Raw genomic sequence first — 19,476 nt, forward strand, 5'->3', positions numbered from 1 at the left:
TAAACCAGTTCAGACCCGGTATAGAAAAGCACCCGTATTACAGGGTGCTTTTCATTGCGTAAAAGTGTTTCAAATCTTTCTTGATTTTGTGTGTTAAGGTTGATAAACGGTAAAGAGTGATGAATTAACCCAAATTTAACGTTCCTTTTGCAATATTCAATAACACTAAAGGGGTAATATTCAATTATTTTGAAAAAATGATGAACGGCTTATAAATACTCTTTTCATAAATTATAAAAATCCTGCTATTTCAATAGAATCAGTATCAATTGCAAAATCGTTATTCTATCTCAGTGCTTCCCGGGCAATTACAATCTTTTGGATCTCTGAAGTTCCTTCCCCGATGGTACATAATTTTGCATCCCGATAAAATTTTTCCACCGGGAAGTCCTTTGTATAGCCATAACCGCCAAAAATCTGTACGGCATCGTTGGCAACCCGCACAGCCACTTCCGACGCATAATATTTAGCCATAGCTGCCTGCTGGGTCATTTTTACCTTGCGGTTTTTCATATCGGCCGCTTGCATGGTGAGCAATTCTGCTGCAGCTATTTCTGTGGCCATATCCGCCAGTTTAAAGGACACGCCCTGGAAATTAGAGATGGGCTGGTCGAACTGGTACCGTTCCTTTGAGTATTTCAATGCAGCGTCCATAGCACCTTTGGCAATGCCAAGCGATAATGCGGCGATGGAAATCCGGCCCCCGTCCAATACTTTCATGGACTGGATAAAGCCGTCGCCTTCTGCGCCCAGCATATTTTCAGCAGGAATGCGGCAATTGTCGAATACCATTTCCGCGGTTTCGGAGGCCCGCATGCCCAGTTTGTTTTCTTTCTTGCCTCCGCTGAAGCCGGGAGTACCCTTTTCCACAATGAAAGCGCTCATACCATGACTGTCGCGCACGTCGCCGGTACGGGCTATTACTACCGCCACATCGCAGCTTTTCCCGTGGGTGATCCAGCACTTGGTGCCATTCAGCACCCAGTCGTTGCCTTCTTTTTTAGCCACGCATTTCATATTCATGGCATCGGAACCGGTGTTAGGCTCCGTGAGCCCCCAGGCGCCGATCCATTCACCGGTAGCCAGCTTAGGCAGATAACGCTGTTTTTGCGCTTCATTGGCAAACTGCATCGTATGACCGGTACACAACGAGTTATGGGCCGCCACGCTTAGCCCGATCGCCCCGCAGATGCGTGAAATTTCACTCACCACGGTTACATATTCCAGGTATCCCAACCCGCTGCCACCGTACTCCTGGGGCACCAGTACGCCCATCAATCCCAGCTCCCCGAGCTGTTTGAATATATGCACCGGGAACTCCTGCTGCTCGTCCCATTCCATCACGTGAGGCTGAATATGTGTTTTCCCGAAATCCCGGATCATTTGTGCAATCTGTTGTTGCATCTCCGTAGGCGCAAAGTTCATAAACGTGTGGCTTTAATATTTGATCTCAATGTAATGTTCAATTTTACGATAAATAATCTCATCCACCAACGGCAGGTTGCGGAGGTCCGATACTGCCCTGAAACCCGCGTGGCTACTGCGGTACTGCACGATGAGACGGGCCAGTTTATAGCGTATGTATGGGTGAGCTGCCAAAGATTTTTCATCTGTGAGGTTGAGGTCTAGTTTTTTTAGAGAACTGCTACCGATCTGTAAGAACGGTTGAATTTTTTGAAATGTGGAGTCGGGTAAGCCATAACATTCCGCCACCTGCTCCACGGCGTAAAAACCTCCCAGCCGCTCGCGGAAGGCGATAATCCGCCGCGCAAAGCCCGCCCCGATGCCCGGCAGCGACTGCCAAACGAGGCTGTCTGCCGTGTTAATATCAATGGGTGCAGCCGGGGCTTTCTTACGATAACGGGTAAACGACGTATCATTATAACTGGCAAATGCACTGTCCCGGTAATAGTGACGTCCTTTTTTAAATCTTTCATACAGGGCATTGCTGTCACCGTAGTATGATTCCCGGCCATAGTTTTTATTTCCGGGTCCGCTCCGCGAACCATATCTCCCGGAAAACCGGTTATTATCCGTACCCGCAATGCGCACATAAGGTATCAGCTGTGTGCATAAGGCGGGAGACAACCCATATATCTTGCCCAGATCCGCCGGCGTCCTGAAATACCCGCCCCTGGCCAGGTACTTACCAATAGTAACAGCCGTGCGTTCGCTTACACCCAGCTGCTGCCAGCCGCTTGCCGGCAACGTGTTGGGATCGAAGTAAAACAAGCTATCTGTGTGTGCATCATTCCGCCGGGTAAAAGCCGGCTCATTCTCCGCTGCTGCCAGCCTGGCTTCAAAGGCCGTTACAGCCGCTTTCAGGTTATCACTACCGGCAACGGGCGTACGCTGAAAATAAAAAACCAGGTCGGGGATATAGCTGGTTAATATCATGAGCAGCGCCAGCGTTAATATGCCCAGCCGCTCCTTCCGGGAAAACCGCAGATATTCGCGGACAAATGATTTCCACATGGGTCAACAACAATTTTTGACCAAGCTAGGATTATGTATGCAGTGTTTTGTTAACAGAAATAAAACGCCTCTAAATTTCGAGACTAAGGCCGTCATAGGCCAGGTGGGTACCCGCAGGCAGTTCAGCTGATACCGCTTCATGCAATCCGAGCTGATGGCTGATATGGGTGAGGTATACTTCCGGCACCTCCAGCTCTTTCCCCAGCGCAATAGCCTCTTCCAGGGTAAAATGAGAGATATGCTTTTCACGGCGCAGGGCATTCAGTACCAGGATTTTAGAACCACGGATCTTTTCTTTTTCCTCCGGCGCAATGTAGTTGGCGTCGGTGATATAGGTGAAATCATGGATGCGGAAGCCCAGCACGGGCATCTGATGATGCATGACATGGACCGGCGTAATGGTTAGTCCGTTTACATCGAATGGATCGGCGGCAATAGTTTGCAGATTTATTTCCGGGATGCCGGGGTATTTAAAATCAGAAAAAGCATAGGCAAACTCACGTTTGATCACACTTTGCGAGAACTCGGTGGCGTATATATTAATGGCGCTTTTCTGAAAATAGTTAAAGGCGCGGATATCGTCCATGCCGGCAATATGATCTTTATGGGAGTGGGTGATGAGTACTGCCTCCAGGTGCCCGACTTTTTCGCGGAGCATCTGGTAGCGGAAATCCGGGGTGGTATCTATTACGATATTGCCGGCGGGCGCCGAGATCATAATACTGCTGCGTAAGCGTTTATTTTTTTTATCGGCCGAGGTGCAAACTTCGCAACCACAAGCTATAACCGGAACTCCCTGCGACGTACCTGTACCTAAGAATGTAACTTTCATCCCAACATCATTTGTCTGTTTTTGCCTATTCTGCTGCGTGTTCTTCCGAAGCCCCGCCTTCTTCCTCTCCCGCTTCCGGGATCGGTTTGCTGGCCTGTATCTGTTTATAGAGCTTATGCGACTCTGCCGTCAGCGCTTCTTCATCCAATGGCAGCGTCGTTAAAATATCGATCAGCGTATTGATACGCCCTTCGAGGTTCAGGAATTTGTTGATCACTACCACCTTCTTGTGTTCCAGGATGCAGTAACCGGACAGGAAACTACCTTTTTCGAAGCGCAATACATATTTGGCCTCGTCGAAGATCTTTTCCAGTTTAGTCAGGTTATTAGGTGTGATTTTGATATTCATGTCGCAAAAATAGCAAAAAGCTGTTGTTACTTTGTTACCATCCTGGCAAAAGGCACAATCATTTCTTCCAGGGAAATACCGCCGTGCTGGAAGGTATTCCGGTAATAGTTCACAAAATAGTTATAGTTGTTGGGATAACAGAGATACCCATCTCCTTTTGCAAAGATGTAGGAAGAGTTGACGTTGGGCTTTGGCAATCCGGCATCACGGGGATCGCGGAAGGCCAGCACTTCTTTCGGCTCATAGTTCAGGTTACGGCCATGTTTGTAGCGCAGGTTGGTTGTGGTTTGTTTATCTCCGATCACCTTTACAGGTGTTTTTACCCTTACGCTGCCATGGTCGGTGGCGATGATCAGGTTTATTTTTTTATCGCTGATACGTTTCAGGGCCTGGTGCAGCGGGCTGTGTTCAAACCAGCTGGCAGTGATAGAGCGGTAAGAGGCTTCATCGCCGGCCAGTTCCTTTAGCACTTCCATTTCGGTGCGGGCATGGCTGAGCATATCCACAAAGTTGTATACGATCACGCTCAGCGGGTAATCCAGCATATTATGGATATTATTGAGCATGGTTTGGGCATCGGCGTGATTGGTCACCTTGGTGTATGAAAACCGGGGATCCATTTTCATCTGCTTCAGCTGGGCGGCAAAAAAATGCTCTTCATACAGGTTTTTCCCGCCTTCCTCGTCGTCGTTCTTCCATTCCTGGGGAAACCGGTGTTCAATATCTATGGGCAGCATGCCGGCAAAAATGGCATTACGGCTGTATTGTGTGCTGGTAGGCAAAATGCTGTAAAAAGACTCTTCCTCCACCAACCGGAACGATTCCTGGAAAATAGGCTGGATCGCCTTCCACTGGTCGTACCGCAGGTTATCGATGAGCAGGAATACGTTGGGTACGTTGGGGTCCAGGTTGGGCACTACCTTATCGCGGAACAGGGTATGTGACATCACCGGGGCTTCTTTTGTTTTTGGATGGAGCCAGTCGCTGTAATTACGGCTGATGAACTTGGAAAACTCGTTGTTGGCCTCGGTTTTCTGGGCATTGAACACTTCCAGCATTTCCGGGCTGTTGGTTTTTGTCATTTCCATTTCCCAATACACCAGTTTCTTGTAGATGTCCATCCACTCGTTAAAGTCGGGGTTGGAGCTCAGGGCCATAAACAGGCTGCGGAATTCCTGCTGGTAGGCGGTAGTGGTTTTTTCGGCCACCAGTCTTTTGTTATCAATTATTTTTTTGAGAGATAATAATACCTGGTTTGGATTTACCGGTTTGATAAGATAGTCGGTGATCTGGGAGCCGATAGCGTCGTCCATAACGTTTTCCGCTTCATTTTTGGTAATCATTACCACGGGGATCTGCTGGTCAATTTCCTTGATTTTACCGAGGGTTTCCAGTCCGGTGATGCCGGGCATGGATTCGTCCAGTAATACTACATCTACCACCTGTTCTTTCAAAAATTCGAGTGCGTCATATCCGTTGGTAAGGGCCGAAACTTTGTAGCCTTTGCTTTCCAGGAAGATAATCTGCGATTTCAGGGACTCTATTTCATCATCTACCCATAGTATATTTATCTGACTCATAATAAGATTTAAGGTTCCGGTAAAAAAAGGAATTTACCCCTAATTTTTTGCAAATATCATTCCCCGTATATCATTTGCCGGTAATTATATGTTAAAAAGGGCTGAACACGGTAAAATGATAGCAGGAAAAAAGTGAACAGGCTGATAAAGTTATTTACCTTCGCATCCATAACTTTAATTACCTGTAACCTACCAATTGTTTTGAACTGTCATAGGGGTATCGTGGATGCCGCGCGTCATTATAAGTAAAAAAATTACATATAATTAATTTCGGGTGTAGTTTTGCATACAGGCACCAGGGATTCAGACGCGGACGCCCCCGTCTGAAATCGTATAATTAAATGCAATGACCGAACGCAAGCGAAAAATTGTTAATGATCCGGTGTATGGCTTTATTACCATAGATCACCCGTTGATTCTTAACCTCATTTCACATCCATATTACCAGCGGCTCCGCCGCATACACCAGATGGCTTTGGCGCACCTGGTGTATCCTGGTGCTATGCATACGCGGTTTCATCATAGCATGGGCGCCTATCACCTCATCAGTATGGCGCTGCTGGAGCTCCGGAGCAAGGGGGCAGACATTACCCCGGAAGAGGAAGTAGCGGCCAAAATGGCCATTTTACTGCATGACATCGGGCATGGGCCTTATTCTCATGCATTGGAGAATGGCATTATTGAAGGGGTATCTCATGAAGAGATTTCCCAGTGGCTGATGGAGGCATTGAACAAGGAGATGGGTGGCGCCCTGTCCCTTACACTGGATATTTTCAATGGACGTTATCATAAAAAATTCCTGCATCAGCTGGTGTCGAGCCAGCTGGATGTAGACAGAATGGACTACCTGAACCGCGACAGCTTCTATACCGGGGTGGCCGAGGGCACCATCGGGTACGACCGCATCATCAAGATGCTGATTGTACATAAGGGGGAGCTGATGGTAGAGGAAAAGGGAATTTATTCTATTGAGAAGTTTATTATAGCCCGGCGGCTGATGTACTGGCAGGTATACCTGCATAAAACGGTGCTCAGCGCCGAAAACATGCTGGTAAAGATCCTGATCAGGGCAAAAGCGCTGGCACAGGAGGGAAAGGAGCTGTTTTGCTCCCCTGCCCTGTCTTATTTCCTGTACAATACCATTACAAAGAACAATTTTGAATGCGGACCGGAATGCCTGGAGTTATTTTGCCAACTGGACGACTATGATATTATGGGGGCCATTAAAGTTTGGACAACACACGAAGACAAGGTTTTGTCCCTTTTATGCAAGTGGCTGATAGACAGGAACTTATTCAAGGTTGTGCTAAGTAATCAGGCGTTTGACGGAAGTGCAGCACTATTATTGAAGGAACAGGTCAGACAAAAGTGGGGGATTGAAGGAGCGGATCTGGACTACTTCGTTTTTTCAGGTGCGGCCTCGTTAAGGGCTTATAACGTTAATGACGAGAAGATCAATATCCTATTTAAAGATGGAACTGTAAAAGACATTTCCTCCATCGACAATGCACTGATTAGCCATACACTGGCGATACCGGTAAAAAAATTCTACATTTGTCATCCAAAAATTCAGGCTAACAACGTTTTATAAGGAATAAAATGTTTATAAATAAGTTCATACTATCCGGTGTAGCCTGGAAAACATTACAATTTTAAACTATGCAGTTTAGCGCATTACAATTAGCTACCATGTTAGATGGTAAGCTGGAGGGAAATCCGGACGTAAAGGTGAGCAACATCGCCAAGATTGAAGAAGCTGGCGAGGGCATGCTCAGTTTCATTGCCAATCCTAAGTATGAAGAATTCATATATACCACCAATGCCTCCATTCTGATTGTGAATGAGAGCCTGGTGATTGAGCGTCCGATCAAATCGACCCTGATCCGGGTGAAGGATGCCTATAGCAGCTTTGCGTTGTTATTAGAGCAGTACAGGTACCTGACCGGCAATAAATCCGGTATTCAGCAGCCATCTTACATTCCTGCATCTGTGAAGATGGGGGAAAACGTGTTTGTGGGTGCTTTTGCGTACCTGGGTGAAAATGTGGTGCTGGGCAACAACGTAAAAATATACCCTGGTGTATATCTCGGTGATAATGTGATCGTTAATAACGATTCCATCCTGTATCCGGGCGTAAAAGTATATGACAACTGTATTGTAGGCAGCCGCGTAATGCTGCATGCAGGTTGTGTGATCGGCGGCGATGGCTTTGGCTTTGCCCCGCAGCCGGATGGTTCCTATAAAAAAGTACCCCAGATTGGCAACGTGGTGATCCACGACGATGTGGAAATTGGCGCAAACACTACTATCGACCGCGCTACCATGGGTAGTACGGTGATCCGTAAGGGTGTAAAGCTCGATAACCTGATCCAGGTGGCCCATAACGTGGACATCGGCATTAATACGGTGATTGCGGCACAAACCGGGGTTTCCGGCAGTACCAAAATCGGCCAGAACTGCGTAATAGGTGGCCAGGTAGGGATGGTTGGTCATATCCACATAGCCGACAATACCAAAATCAATGCACAAAGCGGCTTATCCAAGTCGATTACAGTACCCAATACCTCTCTGACAGGCTCTCCGGCGTATGATTATAAAAGTTCGCTGAAAAGTCAGGCAATTTTTAGAAATTTGCCGGACCTTGAAAAGCGCGTAAAGGAGCTGGAAGAGATGGTTAAACAACTGCTGCAAGAGCGGGCAGGTGTATAAATGATTACTGGTTAAATAGTTATATATTAGTTACCTTATTATGGAAAATCAACAGTTGCAATACCAGCATACCTTAAAGGGTGAGATCACCTTGTCGGGTATTGGCTTGCATACAGGCGCCTATGTTAATATGACCCTTAAACCGGCTACACCGGGGCATGGGATTAAGTTTCAACGTGTAGACCTGCCGGGACAACCCATCGTGAAAGCAGATGTGGATTATGTAGTAGAAACAACCCGCAGCACCACGCTCGAGCACAACGGCGCCAGAGTGAGTACCGTAGAACACATTATGGCTGCTTTGGCAGGAACCGGTGTGGACAACGTACTGGTGGAACTGGATGGTGGTGAAATTCCTATCATGGATGGAAGCGCCTACGCATTTATTGAAGCGATAGAAAAAACCGGTCTGCAGAACCAGGATGCCAAGAAAGTATACTATACTATTGATACCAACATCAGTTACTATGATGAGAAGAAAAAGGTAGAAATGGTGGCGATGCCGGCCCTGGATTACCGTATTACCTGTCTTATCGACTTCAACTCACCGGTATTAGGTACCCAGCACGCGAAAATGAAGGGTATCGAAGAGTTCAAAACAGAGATTGCACCCTGCCGTACCTTCTGCTTCCTGCATGAACTGGAATACCAGCTGTCGCTGAACCTCATTAAAGGCGGGGATATCAACAACGCGATTGTGGTGGTAGACAAGCCGGTTACCGAAGAGGAGCTGGAACGTTTAGCAAAGGTATTTAACCGGGAAACCATTTCTGTACAGAAAGAAGGTATCCTGAACAATATAGAATTACGTTTCCCGAACGAACCGGCACGTCATAAACTGCTGGATGTGGTGGGCGATCTGGCCCTGATCGGTTATCCGATCAATGCGCATATCATTGCCAACCGTCCCGGACATGCCTCCAACGTGGAGTTTGCCCGTGCGATCAAAGCGTATATCAAAAAGAACAAACATAATAAAGACGTACCTGTTTACGATCCCAATCAGCCACCTGTATTTGATACGCCACGTATTGAAAGAACATTGCCGCACCGCTACCCGATGCTGCTGGTTGATAAGATCATTGAACTGGGAGAAGAGAAAGTAGTGGGTATCAAGAATGTTACCTTCAACGAACATTTCTTCCAGGGACATTTCCCTTCAAATCCTGTAATGCCGGGCGTTCTGCAATTAGAAGCGCTGGCGCAGGTAGGCGGTATCCTTGCATTGAACCGCGTACCTGATCCTGAAAACTATGATACCTATTTCCTGAAGATAGATAATTGTAAATTCAAACAGAAAGTAGTTCCGGGCGACACCATGATATTAAAAATGGAGTTGCTGAGTCCTATCAGAAGAGGACTTGTGGAAATGCGGGGGACAGTATTCATCGGCAACAAAGTAGCTACTGAGGCCGACATGATCGCACAAATTATAAAAACAAGAGAAGGCAAATAATAGCAATGATCCACCCGCTTACATACATACATCCGGACGCCAAAGTTGCGCCTAATGTAAAAATTGATCCATTTACCGTTATACATAAAAACGTAGAAATCGGTGATGGTACCTGGATAGGTTCCAACGTAACTATTATGGAAGGAGCCCGCATCGGCAAAAACTGCCGTATTTTTCCAGGCGCTGTTATTTCTGCCATCCCCCAGGATTTGAAATTTGCGGGTGAAGAAACTACCGTTGAAATCGGCGACAACACCACTATCCGTGAATATGTGACGATCAACCGCGGTACCAAAGACAAATGGAAAACCACCATCGGGAATAACTGCCTGATCATGGCATACAGCCACATTGCACACGATTGCGAAGTAGGCAACTACTGCGTATTTTCAAATAACACTACCCTTGCCGGTCACATTACCGTGGGCGACCACGTGGTACTGGCGGGAATGGTAGCCATCCAACAATTTTGTAAAGTAGGCGATCACGCATTTGTAACCGGCGGTTCCATGGTGCGTAAAGATGTGCCTCCTTTCGTAAAAGCAGCACGCGAACCACTTTCCTATGTGGGCGTAAATTCCGTAGGGTTAAAGAGAAGAGGCTTTTCCCTGGAAAAGATCAACTCTATCCTGGACATTTACCGTGTCATCTTTGTAAAAGGTTATAAATTATCAAAAGCCGTGAATATCATCGAAGCGGAATTTCCTGCTACCGATGAGAGAGATGAAATCCTGTCGTTCATCCGTGAATCAGGACGTGGCATCATGAGAGGCTATACTTCCAGGACCAATGACGATATCTCTTAACCAGACAGGTAAGCGTTTTAACTACGACTGGATCTTCCGTCGGGTAACCCTCACCTTTAGTGAAGGACAACGTTATGCCATACTGGGGCCCAATGGTTCAGGGAAATCCACTTTATTACAGGTAATCAGCGGCGCCATTCAACACAATGAAGGCGCCGTTACTTATAGCACGCCGGAAAAACCCATCGCTTCCGATGCGTTTTTCCAGTATTGCGCCATCGCTGCTCCTTATCTTGAACTCATCGAAGAGTTCACCCTCACGGAAATCATCCGGTTCCATCAACAGTTTAAAAACTTCCTGCCGGGAATCACTCCCGCCATTGCCATGCAGCTGGTAGGACTGGAAAAAGCCGCCAACAAACAACTCCGCAACTTTTCTTCCGGGATGAAGCAGCGTATCAAGCTGGCCCTCGCCATCCTGTCTGACGTTCCCGTTCTTTTGCTGGACGAACCCTGCACCAACCTGGATGCAGCGGGTATCGCCGTATACCAGCAACTCATCAATGAATATGGCGGTAACCGCCTTATTATTGTAAGTTCCAACGATGAACAGGAATACTTCATGTGCCGCGAACATATCCATATCCTGGATTATAAATAAGATAAAATCACCGGGAATATTATCTTCGTGAAAAGCTAAAAGCTATATGAAGACTGCCAGTAAGAAAGTGATTAATGGCTGGGCCATGTACGACTGGGCTAATTCCGTGTACAACCTCGTTATCACCACTACTTTTTTCCCTATCTATTTTTTAGCGGTTACAGGTGAACATGTTTCCTTTCTCGGGATGAACTTTGTAAACTCCGCACTGTACAATTATTCCATGGCAGCCGCTTACCTGCTGGTAGCCCTTGCCTCTCCTATCCTGTCGTCTATTGCGGATACCAGGGGTAATAAAAAGAATTTCCTGCGCTTCTTTACCATACTGGGCTCGCTTTCCTGCTCGGCGCTGTACTTTTTCGACGGGGATCATCTCCTGCTGGGCGTGATTTGCTTTATTCTTTCTACCATCGGGTATTGCGGCGGGCTGGTATTTTACAACTCCTACCTCCCCGAAATTGCTGCGCCGGAAGACCGGGACCGTATCAGCGCCCGGGGTTACAGCATGGGCTATGTAGGCAGCGTGATTTTACAACTGCTGGGATTTGCCCTGGTGGTATTGGGGCCAACACTGGGCCTGGGTAAAAGTCAGCCAGTGCAGCTCACCTTCCTGCTGGTAGGTATCTGGTGGTTTGGCTTTGCGCAGATCACCTTTGCCCGCCTGCCCAAAAGCACTGCTGTTACCAAACATACGGTTAACGCATTCACAGAAGGATTTACGGAATTACGGAAAGTATATGCCCAGGTAAAACAACTGCCGGTGCTGAAAAGATTCCTGCGTGGATTTTTCTTTTACAGTATGGGGGTACAAACCGTGATGATGGCCGCTACCATCTTTGGGGGCAAGGTGCTGAAGCTACCGGATGAAATGCTGATCGTTACCGTAGTGATTATCCAGATTGTAGCTATTGCCGGTGCATGGAGCATGGCCAGGCTTTCCACCAGGTTTGGTAATTTACGTGTATTGATTGCCGTTGTCATATTCTGGATAGGCATCTGTATAGCCGGTTACAAAATGCAAACGGCTATGCATTTTTATTTACTGGCCACTGCGGTAGGACTGGTAATGGGCGGTATCCAATCCCTCAGCCGGTCTACTTATGCCAAGCTGATGCCCGAAACAGAAGACACCACTTCCTTCTTCAGCTATTATGATGTTACGGAAAAACTGTCGATTGTAATTGGTATGTTTTCGTTTGCCTATATTGATGATCTCACGGAAGACATGCGGAATTCTGTACTGGCGCTGGTGGTATTTTTTGTGATCGGGCTGATTTGGATCATTTCCGCATTACGCAAACAAAAACAGCTATCGCAGAATTAGGTATCTTTCAAAATAGAACTATCCAACAAAATTCAAGGATAATGAAATTATACACCATAGAAACAGGATTCTTTAAACTGGATGGCGGCGCAATGTTTGGCGTAGTGCCTAAAACCATCTGGAATAAACTGAATCCTGCAGATGAAAACAATTTATGCAGCTGGGCCATGCGTTGCCTGCTGATCGAAGATGGCAACCGCCTCATCCTGGTAGACAATGGCATTGGCGATAAGCAGGATGCAAAATTCTTTAGTCATTATTACCTGCATGGAGATGCTACCCTGGATAAATCGCTGGCGGCACATGGCTTCCACCGGGATGATATCACGGATATGTTCCTCACCCACCTGCACTTCGATCACTGTGGCGGCAGTATTATCCGCCAGGGCGAACAGCTGGCGCCTGCCTTTAAAAATGCAACCTACTGGAGTAATGAAGATCACTGGAAATGGGCTACACAACCCAACGACCGGGAGAAGGCATCTTTCCTGAAAGAAAATATTCTTCCGATCCAGGAAAGCGGTCAGCTGAAATTTATTAATCATCTTGAAGGCGTCAACTTCACGGATAACATTTCCATCCGGTTTGCCAACGGGCACACGGATGCCATGATGCTGCCGCAGATCAGCTATAAGGGTAAAACCATTATATACATGGCCGACCTGCTGCCTTCCACCGGCCATATACCATTGCCTTATGTAATGGCATATGACATGTTCCCACTGAAAACATTGCAGGAAAAGAAAAGCTTTTTACAGGAGGCTGCAGATAAAGAATACATCCTTTACTTCGAACATGACCCGGTAAATGAATGCTGTGTGTTGCAACAAACCGAAAAAGGTATCCGTGCAGGTGAAACTTTTTCACTCAGCAGTATTTAAATTACTGTCAGTCTGTCACAATTATGCCTACTGCATTATATTTGATAGCAACTCTGTATGGCTATACACATAACAACAGATAATAAATTGAAAAAACTGATCGTTGTGGGCGACCGCGTGCTGATAAAGCCAGCTACACCCCACGAGCGCACCAGCAGTGGATTATACCTGCCTCCCGGGGTTCAGGAAAAGGAAAAGGTTCAACGTGGCTATGTTATTAAAACGGGGCCAGGGTATGCTATACCTGTGCCTGTGGACAATGATGATGCCTGGAAGCCTGAAGAAGAGAAGGTAAAATATATTCCGTTACAGGTGAAAGAAGGCGACCTGGCTATTTTCCTGGTCAGTGGTTCCACCGCGGTAGTGTACGAGGAAGAAACCTATTATATCGTACCACAGGCTGCTATCCTGATGCTGGAAAGAGAAGAAGACCTGTAGATCATCTTCTGTTATCTTATAAATAAAAAAATCTGCTAACGAATAGCAGATTTTTTTTTGTCTATCATGTATGAAAAAGCAATCTATTCTTTGTATTCCAGTATATCGCCCGGCTGACATTCCAGTACCCGGCAGATCTCTTCCAGTGTGGAAAACCGGATGGCCTTTGCTTTGCCACTTTTTAGTATACTGAGATTTGCCATCGTAATACCTACCTGCACACTCAGCTCCGTCAGCGACATCTTCCTTTTTGCCAGCATCACGTCCAGATTGACGATTATCCCCATTGTATATTGTTATTTAGATCATTAAATGGTCAACGCCTGTTCTTCCTTCAGGCTTACCGCCCTTTCAAAAACGATGGCCAGCGCCAGGATCACCATGAAGGCCATCAGCAATTCCCAGGAAGCGCCCAATACGCTCAGCAGCCGGAAATAAAGCCGGTTGTTGTACACCTTTATGCTGTCGCCCGCTATCCAGGCAAAAACGATTTTCGTGAGCAGCAGTCCCGATAATACCAGCAGGATCCCTTTTACCGCGCTGAGATTTTTACGGGAGATAATATCTTCACTCCCGGCGCCGATCAATAACCGGAAAAGATACCAGGTCATTACCAGGTACAATAAACCCAGTATGGTATTTTGAAGAACGGCTGCTTTTAAACCGGGGGTATCAGGACTGAAACGTGATTGAAAAAAAGCAACACCGTTAAAGATCGTGATGTAAACACTGATCAATACAGAAATGAGCAGCACGATTTTCAACGGGAGAAGATACTTACTGATTTTCATGTTACGCCCTGTTTAATACCTCAAAGGTATTTTCATTTTATCGAAAATCAAAATAATTTTATCGTTTATCAATAATTAATGATCGATAATCGGTATGTATGGGCGGATAATAATTTGAAGCTCAACCGCTTGTTGCTTTTTATTATCTTCATAAAAAAAATTACGTCATGCCCAATCAGGATGCATTTCTGGAATATATCAAAAGCGGCTATACTTTTAAAGGCGAGCATTTCAAGCTGGGATGTGCCATGCTGAACGGCGAAGTAGTAGCCGGGGCGGATGTTTTCCTGCCACTCAAAACACTTAACCGTCATGGTTTGATTGCCGGCGCCACTGGTACCGGTAAAACCAAAACGCTGCAGGTGATCGCCGAAGGACTCAGCGATGCCAGCGTGCCGGTACTGTTGATGGACATCAAAGGAGATCTGAGCGGCATTGCAGCCGCCGGCAGCGACAACCCGAAAATTGCGGAGCGTTACCAGAAAATAGGCGGCAGCTGGAGTGCCGCGGCCTATCCATCAGAACTGTTATCCCTCAGCCAGGAAAAGGGCGTGCGCTTACGGGCTACCGTCAGCGAGTTTGGTCCCATCCTCCTGTCGAAGATCCTGGAACTGAACGATACGCAGGCTGGCCTTGTAGCCATGCTTTTCAAATATTGCGATGATAACAAATTGCCTTTACTGGATCTGAAAGACTTTAAAAAAGTATTGCAATTTGCCGGCGATGAAGGCAAGGCTGCACTGGAAAAGGATTACGGAAAGATATCCACTACCTCTACCGGCACCATCCTGCGTAAAGTGATTGAACTGGAGCAACAGGGTGCTGCATTGTTTTTTGGAGAGAAATCTTTTGAAGTAGATGACCTGATGCGGATCAGCGACGATGGCCGCGGTATCATATCCATACTGCGCGTAAATGATATACAGGATCGTCCGAAACTGTTTTCCACCTTCATGCTCAGCCTGCTGGCAGAATTATATGCGACCCTCCCGGAAGAAGGCGACCTGGACAAACCAAAGCTGGTGATGTTCATTGATGAGGCGCATCTTATTTTCAATGAGGCCAGCGACGCCTTGCTGAAACAGATAGATACCATCATTAAACTGATCCGTTCAAAAGGCGTCGGTATTTTCTTCTGTACCCAAAACCCGATGGATGTACCTCCTTCCGTGCTGGGACAACTGGGTCTTAAAGTACAACATGCCCTGCGTGCCTTTACAGCCAACGATCGCAAAACAATCAAGCAAACAGCGGAGAACTACCCATTATCAGATTTCTATAAAACAGATGAGTTGCTAACCCAGATAGGTATTGGTGAAGCGCTCATTACCTGCCTGAATGAAAAAGGCGTTCCTACCCCGTTAGCCGCTACCATGCTGGTATCGCCACGGTCACGCATGGATGTATTAACACCGGCGGAAATTGACGGGCTGGTGAACAACTCCAAGCTGGTAAAGAAATACGGGCAGGAAATTGACAGTGAAAGCGCGTATGAAATCCTCACCGCCAAGCTGCAGGAAGCCGCCGAGAAAACAGCCGCTACTGAAGCTGCGCCCAAATCTTCCGGGAAACAAAAACAGGAAAAAGGCGTTCTTGAGCAGGTAATGGATAGCTCTGTAGCACGGCAGGTGGGCCGCACCGCTGCCAACATCATCACCCGCAGCTTACTGGGCGCATTGGGCCTGGGTGGAAAAAGCAGTAAAAGCAAAAGCTGGTTTTAATTATGCAACGACAGCCACGCTGTCAGTTTACATCAATATATCAAAAGTATGAGTAGAATTATTAAAACGGGCGTATGCTCGTACGGCATGTCTGGACAGATATTTCATGCCCCGTTCCTGCACGTAAACCCGGGATTTGAATTTACAGCGGTAGTAGAAAGAAGTAAAAACCTGGCGCAGCAACGCTATCCTAACGTTAAAGTATATACGAGCGTAGAGGATATGCTGGCAGACAAAGACCTGGAACTGATCGTAGTAAACACTCCTAACTACACACACTTCGACTTTGTAAAGGCGGCACTGGAAGCAGGAAAGAATGTGATTGTAGAAAAGCCTTTCACCGTACACGCCAAAGAAGGTGAAACACTTGCAGCCTTAGCTGCTGAGAAAGGTTTGTTGCTCAGCGTTTACCACAACCGTCGCTACGACAGCGACTATAAAGTAGTAAGAGAGGTATTGCAGTCCGGTCAGCTGGGTGATGTACTGGAAGCAGAAATACACTACGACCGCTTCAAGGAAGAGCTGAGTTATAAAAAACATAAAGAACTGGGAGGCCCCGGCACCGGCGCTTTGTACGACCTGGGCTCACACCTGATCGACCAGGCCATTACTTTGTTTGGCATGCCTAAACGCATTTGGGCCGACATCCGCGTGATCCGCCGCGACTCCATTGTAGACGATTATTTTGAACTGGTGCTTTACTATGATCAGCTGCGGGCGCGTGTAAAATGCAACTACCTGGTACGCGAAGCCCTGCCAGCTTACCAGCTGCATGGCCGTACCGGCTCCTTTATCAAAACAAAATCTGATATACAGGAAGCGCAGCTGCAAAGAGGTCTTTTTCCCAACAGCCCCGACTGGGGCGCAGAACAGCCGCATGAATGGGGCCTGCTCCACACAGAAATTGATGGCAAAGTAGTAAAGAAATATGTTCCCGGCGGAAGTGGCAACTACATGGACTACTACCAGGGCATCTACGAAGCCTTAGTAAATAAAGCCGCCAACCCCGTACCACCGCAGGACGCCATTAAAGTGATCAAAGTAATCGAAGCTGCCTTCGAGAGCAGTAAGGAGGGAAGGGTGATTGATCTTTAACGCGGATGTTGTCTTACTCAGGATTACGCTGATTTTACTGATTACCTGGATTTTTACTTTTGGATTTTTATATGATTTTTAAAAAGATTCGGGGAGACAAAAGCGATTAACCAGGATATTGATTTTAAAAGATTCGGGGAGATAAAAGCGGTTAAGCTGGATTGATCACCTTGGGTTTTAAAAGAATTCGGGGAGATATAAGCGGTTACATTCGCTTGTATCTCCCCGAATCTTTTTAAAAATCATATAAAAATCCAAAAGTAAAAATCCAGGTAATCAGTAAAATCAGCGTAATCCTGAGTAAGACAAAATCCGCTCTCACCGCGCGCAAGACAGCCGCCCCGCCTCATCCCGCACCACAATGCCTTCTTCGTTCAGGAACTGGAGGACTTCCATCAGGTCGCTTCTTTTTACGTCGGGTAGTTTGGTTTGCAGCATGTTAAACAGCAGTGGTTCTTCTTTCAGCATGGTGATAACGTGGTCGGATATACGCTTAAACCCGGCGGCATCCATTGGCTGCGATTTCTTTTTTAAACAGATATCGCATACGCCGCAAGGAGTGGCATCCTTTTCGCCGAAATAGGCTACCAGTTGCTGTGTACGGCATATGTCACGGTTACGTACATACGCAAACATGGCGGCGAGTCTGTCGGCATAAACTTTCTTGCGTACTTCCACCCTGGCCATATTGATGCGCAGGTTTTGTGAGGACACCCGTTCCTGGAGGAAACAAAGTTGTGGCTCGTCGCGGCGGGGCTGATAGTGCAGGATGCCGTATTGGTGCAGCTGGTGCAGCTGTGCGGCAATATCATCATCTTCCATCAGCATGATGCGGCCTATCTGCCGTTCATAAATGGGTACGGCATTATCGAAGATCCCTTCGTAGGTACGCAACAATGTTTTGATAATTTCCTCCAATGCGGGATATGCATTTTCAAACTCGTACAGTGATTCTTTATTGGTAACGAATTCCGCACGGGAAGGGAGGAATACGCTTTCGCTGAGCTGCAGCACGCCTTCCTGTTCCAGCACGCGCACCGCGCTGTAGGCAATGGTGAGATTCAGGTGGAAGGTGCGGGCAAAATCGTTGATATCAAAATCGAAATACATGCCTTCCGCGCTGCCTACCGGCACCTGGAGGTAGTTGACAATGCCCTGGTATACTTCACGGATCTGCTCCAGCGACGGAAACTGTAATGCAATCCGTTCATGCATATCCGTTAGTTCCTCTTCGTTATAGAGCAATACGGCATATGCCTTCTGTTCGTCCCTGCCGGCGCGGCCTGCCTCCTGGTAGTAGGCTTCCAGTCCGTCGGGCATATCGTAATGCACCACTATGCGTACATCCGGTTTATCGATTCCCATGCCGAAGGCATTGGTACAAACCATGATGCGCGTTTCATTATTGATCCAGGCTTCCTGCCGGGCGGCTCTTTCTGCCTGTGGTAAACCGGCATGGTAATAACTGGCAGGGATACCCTGTAATTCCAGCAGGGAAGCAATTTCCTTGGTGCGTTTACGGTTACGGCAATAAACGATGCCGCAGCCGGGAACGCGGTCCAGTATATGTTTTACCTTATCAATTTTGGTAGATTCTTCGAGTACGCTGTAAGAGAGGTTGGAGCGGGCAAAGCTTTTGGTAAAAACTTTTGCATCCTTCATCAGCAGTTTCTCACAGATATCTGTTTGTACGCGTGGTGTAGCCGAGGCCGTGAGTGCCAGTACCGGCGCTTCCGGGAAGAAGCTGCGGATGTCTGCGATCTGCAGGTATGCCGGGCGGAAATCGTATCCCCACTGGGAGATGCAATGTGCTTCATCAATCGCCAGCAGGTTTACCGGGAGGCCATCACAATAGGTTTGAAAAAGTTTGCTTTGTAATCTTTCGGGAGATACATATAAAAACTTGCATCCACCGCGGCGGGCGGCTTCCAGGACCCTTTCCACCTCCTGGTAAGGCATACCGGAATAGATGGAGTATGCAGTGATCCCTCTTTTTTTGAGATTGGCCACCTGGTCTTTCATCAACGCAATGAGCGGGGTAATGACCAGGCATAACCCTGGCTTCATCATGGCCGGTACCTGGAAACAAATGGACTTACCACCACCTGTGGGCAGTAGGGCCAGTGTATCCTGTCCTTCCAGTACAGCATTCACGATATCTTCCTGTAACGGGCGAAACTGTTCGTATCCCCAGTATTGCTGTAATATGGCTACGGGCGTACTCAAATAAAAATTTAATGGTTAGTGCGAAGATACGCGATTAGAGCGGATTTTGTCTTACTCAGGATTACGCTGATTATACTGATTAGCCAGGATTGATCATGTTGGATTTTTAAAGGATTAGCGAAGATATAAGCGAATGATATACCCGCTTATATCTTCGCTAATCTTTTAAAATCCTTTAAAAATCCAAAAAGT

18 protein-coding genes are annotated in these 19,476 nt (G+C 47.0%); 10 read left to right on the forward strand and 8 right to left on the reverse strand.

The genetic code is table 11. The features are described from left to right. Positions 1–285: 285 nt before the first annotated feature. The 5 genes from AB6805_RS31265 to AB6805_RS31285 form a co-directional block, all read right to left on the reverse strand. The gene (locus AB6805_RS31265) at positions 286–1,425 is read right to left on the reverse strand and encodes an acyl-CoA dehydrogenase family protein (RefSeq protein ID WP_370913364.1); all 1,140 of its coding nucleotides are present in this window, start codon (positions 1,423–1,425) and stop codon (positions 286–288) included. Between the two features lie 12 nt (positions 1,426–1,437). Then, positions 1,438–2,475 (reverse strand): helix-hairpin-helix domain-containing protein, encoded by a 1,038-nt coding sequence (locus AB6805_RS31270; RefSeq protein ID WP_370913365.1) that lies wholly within the window; start codon positions 2,473–2,475, stop codon positions 1,438–1,440. 70 nt (positions 2,476–2,545) lie between these two features. Continuing rightward, on the reverse strand, positions 2,546–3,307 hold the full coding sequence (locus tag AB6805_RS31275) for an MBL fold metallo-hydrolase (RefSeq protein WP_370913366.1): 762 nt from the start codon (positions 3,305–3,307) through the stop codon (positions 2,546–2,548). Positions 3,308–3,332: 25 nt separating this feature from the next. Beyond that, positions 3,333–3,656 (reverse strand): hypothetical protein, encoded by a 324-nt coding sequence (locus tag AB6805_RS31280; RefSeq protein WP_370913367.1) that lies wholly within the window; start codon positions 3,654–3,656, stop codon positions 3,333–3,335. 26 nt (positions 3,657–3,682) lie between these two features. Further along, entirely contained in the window at positions 3,683–5,236 is a 1,554-nt protein-coding gene (locus tag AB6805_RS31285; protein ID WP_370913368.1) for a response regulator, read from the reverse strand. Between the two features lie 346 nt (positions 5,237–5,582). Between AB6805_RS31285 and AB6805_RS31290 the strand changes: the two genes are divergently transcribed. The 8 genes from AB6805_RS31290 (at position 5,583) to AB6805_RS31325 (ending at position 13,451) form a co-directional block, all read left to right on the forward strand. Continuing rightward, entirely contained in the window at positions 5,583–6,827 is a 1,245-nt protein-coding gene (locus AB6805_RS31290; protein ID WP_370913369.1) for an HD domain-containing protein, read from the forward strand. 68 nt (positions 6,828–6,895) lie between these two features. Then, positions 6,896–7,945, forward strand: a complete 1,050-nt coding sequence (gene lpxD / locus AB6805_RS31295) for a UDP-3-O-(3-hydroxymyristoyl)glucosamine N-acyltransferase (RefSeq protein WP_079473567.1) — start codon at positions 6,896–6,898, stop codon at positions 7,943–7,945. A 40-nt stretch (positions 7,946–7,985) separates the two neighbouring features. Then, entirely contained in the window at positions 7,986–9,401 is a 1,416-nt protein-coding gene (locus AB6805_RS31300) for a bifunctional UDP-3-O-[3-hydroxymyristoyl] N-acetylglucosamine deacetylase/3-hydroxyacyl-ACP dehydratase (RefSeq protein WP_370913370.1), read from the forward strand. 5 nt (positions 9,402–9,406) lie between these two features. Continuing rightward, positions 9,407–10,207: an acyl-ACP--UDP-N-acetylglucosamine O-acyltransferase gene (lpxA, locus tag AB6805_RS31305; RefSeq protein WP_325643621.1), complete on the forward strand. Its 801-nt coding sequence runs from the start codon at positions 9,407–9,409 to the stop codon at positions 10,205–10,207. Next, entirely contained in the window at positions 10,191–10,808 is a 618-nt protein-coding gene (locus AB6805_RS31310; RefSeq protein WP_370913371.1) for an ATP-binding cassette domain-containing protein, read from the forward strand. Before lpxA ends, AB6805_RS31310 begins: the two co-directional genes overlap by 17 nt. A 46-nt stretch (positions 10,809–10,854) precedes the next feature. After that, positions 10,855–12,132 carry an MFS transporter gene (locus tag AB6805_RS31315; RefSeq protein ID WP_370913372.1) on the forward strand — a complete coding sequence of 426 codons (1,278 nt, stop codon included), beginning with the start codon at positions 10,855–10,857 and terminating at the stop codon, positions 12,130–12,132. Positions 12,133–12,173: 41 nt separating this feature from the next. Then, positions 12,174–13,013, forward strand: coding sequence for an MBL fold metallo-hydrolase (locus tag AB6805_RS31320; RefSeq protein WP_370913373.1), 840 nt, complete (start codon positions 12,174–12,176; stop codon positions 13,011–13,013). Between the two features lie 57 nt (positions 13,014–13,070). Beyond that, complete coding sequence (locus tag AB6805_RS31325) at positions 13,071–13,451, forward strand: co-chaperone GroES (protein WP_370913374.1); 381 nt, start codon at positions 13,071–13,073, stop codon at positions 13,449–13,451. 83 nt (positions 13,452–13,534) lie between these two features. Here AB6805_RS31325 and AB6805_RS31330 read toward each other — a convergent pair whose 3' ends face one another. Continuing rightward, positions 13,535–13,738 (reverse strand): helix-turn-helix transcriptional regulator, encoded by a 204-nt coding sequence (locus tag AB6805_RS31330; protein ID WP_079473561.1) that lies wholly within the window; start codon positions 13,736–13,738, stop codon positions 13,535–13,537. Positions 13,739–13,759: 21 nt separating this feature from the next. Then, a complete protein-coding gene (locus tag AB6805_RS31335; protein WP_370913375.1) occupies positions 13,760–14,242 on the reverse strand; it encodes a DUF2975 domain-containing protein in 483 nt (160 codons plus the stop codon). A gap of 167 nt (positions 14,243–14,409) precedes the next feature. Between AB6805_RS31335 and AB6805_RS31340 the strand changes: the two genes are divergently transcribed. Together AB6805_RS31340 and AB6805_RS31345 are read left to right on the forward strand one after the other, a co-directional pair. Beyond that, positions 14,410–15,963 carry a helicase HerA-like domain-containing protein gene (locus AB6805_RS31340; RefSeq protein WP_370913376.1) on the forward strand — a complete coding sequence of 518 codons (1,554 nt, stop codon included), beginning with the start codon at positions 14,410–14,412 and terminating at the stop codon, positions 15,961–15,963. Between the two features lie 48 nt (positions 15,964–16,011). Further along, entirely contained in the window at positions 16,012–17,058 is a 1,047-nt protein-coding gene (locus tag AB6805_RS31345) for a Gfo/Idh/MocA family oxidoreductase (protein ID WP_370913377.1), read from the forward strand. A 318-nt stretch (positions 17,059–17,376) separates the two neighbouring features. On the opposite strand, the gene AB6805_RS31350 is transcribed toward AB6805_RS31345, so the two are convergent. Further along, positions 17,377–19,284: an ATP-dependent DNA helicase RecQ gene (locus AB6805_RS31350; RefSeq protein ID WP_370913378.1), complete on the reverse strand. Its 1,908-nt coding sequence runs from the start codon at positions 19,282–19,284 to the stop codon at positions 17,377–17,379. Positions 19,285–19,476: the final 192 nt, after the last annotated feature.

It is taken from the genome of Chitinophaga sp. RCC_12 (assembly GCF_041360695.1).
GTDB lineage: Bacteria > Bacteroidota > Bacteroidia > Chitinophagales > Chitinophagaceae > Chitinophaga.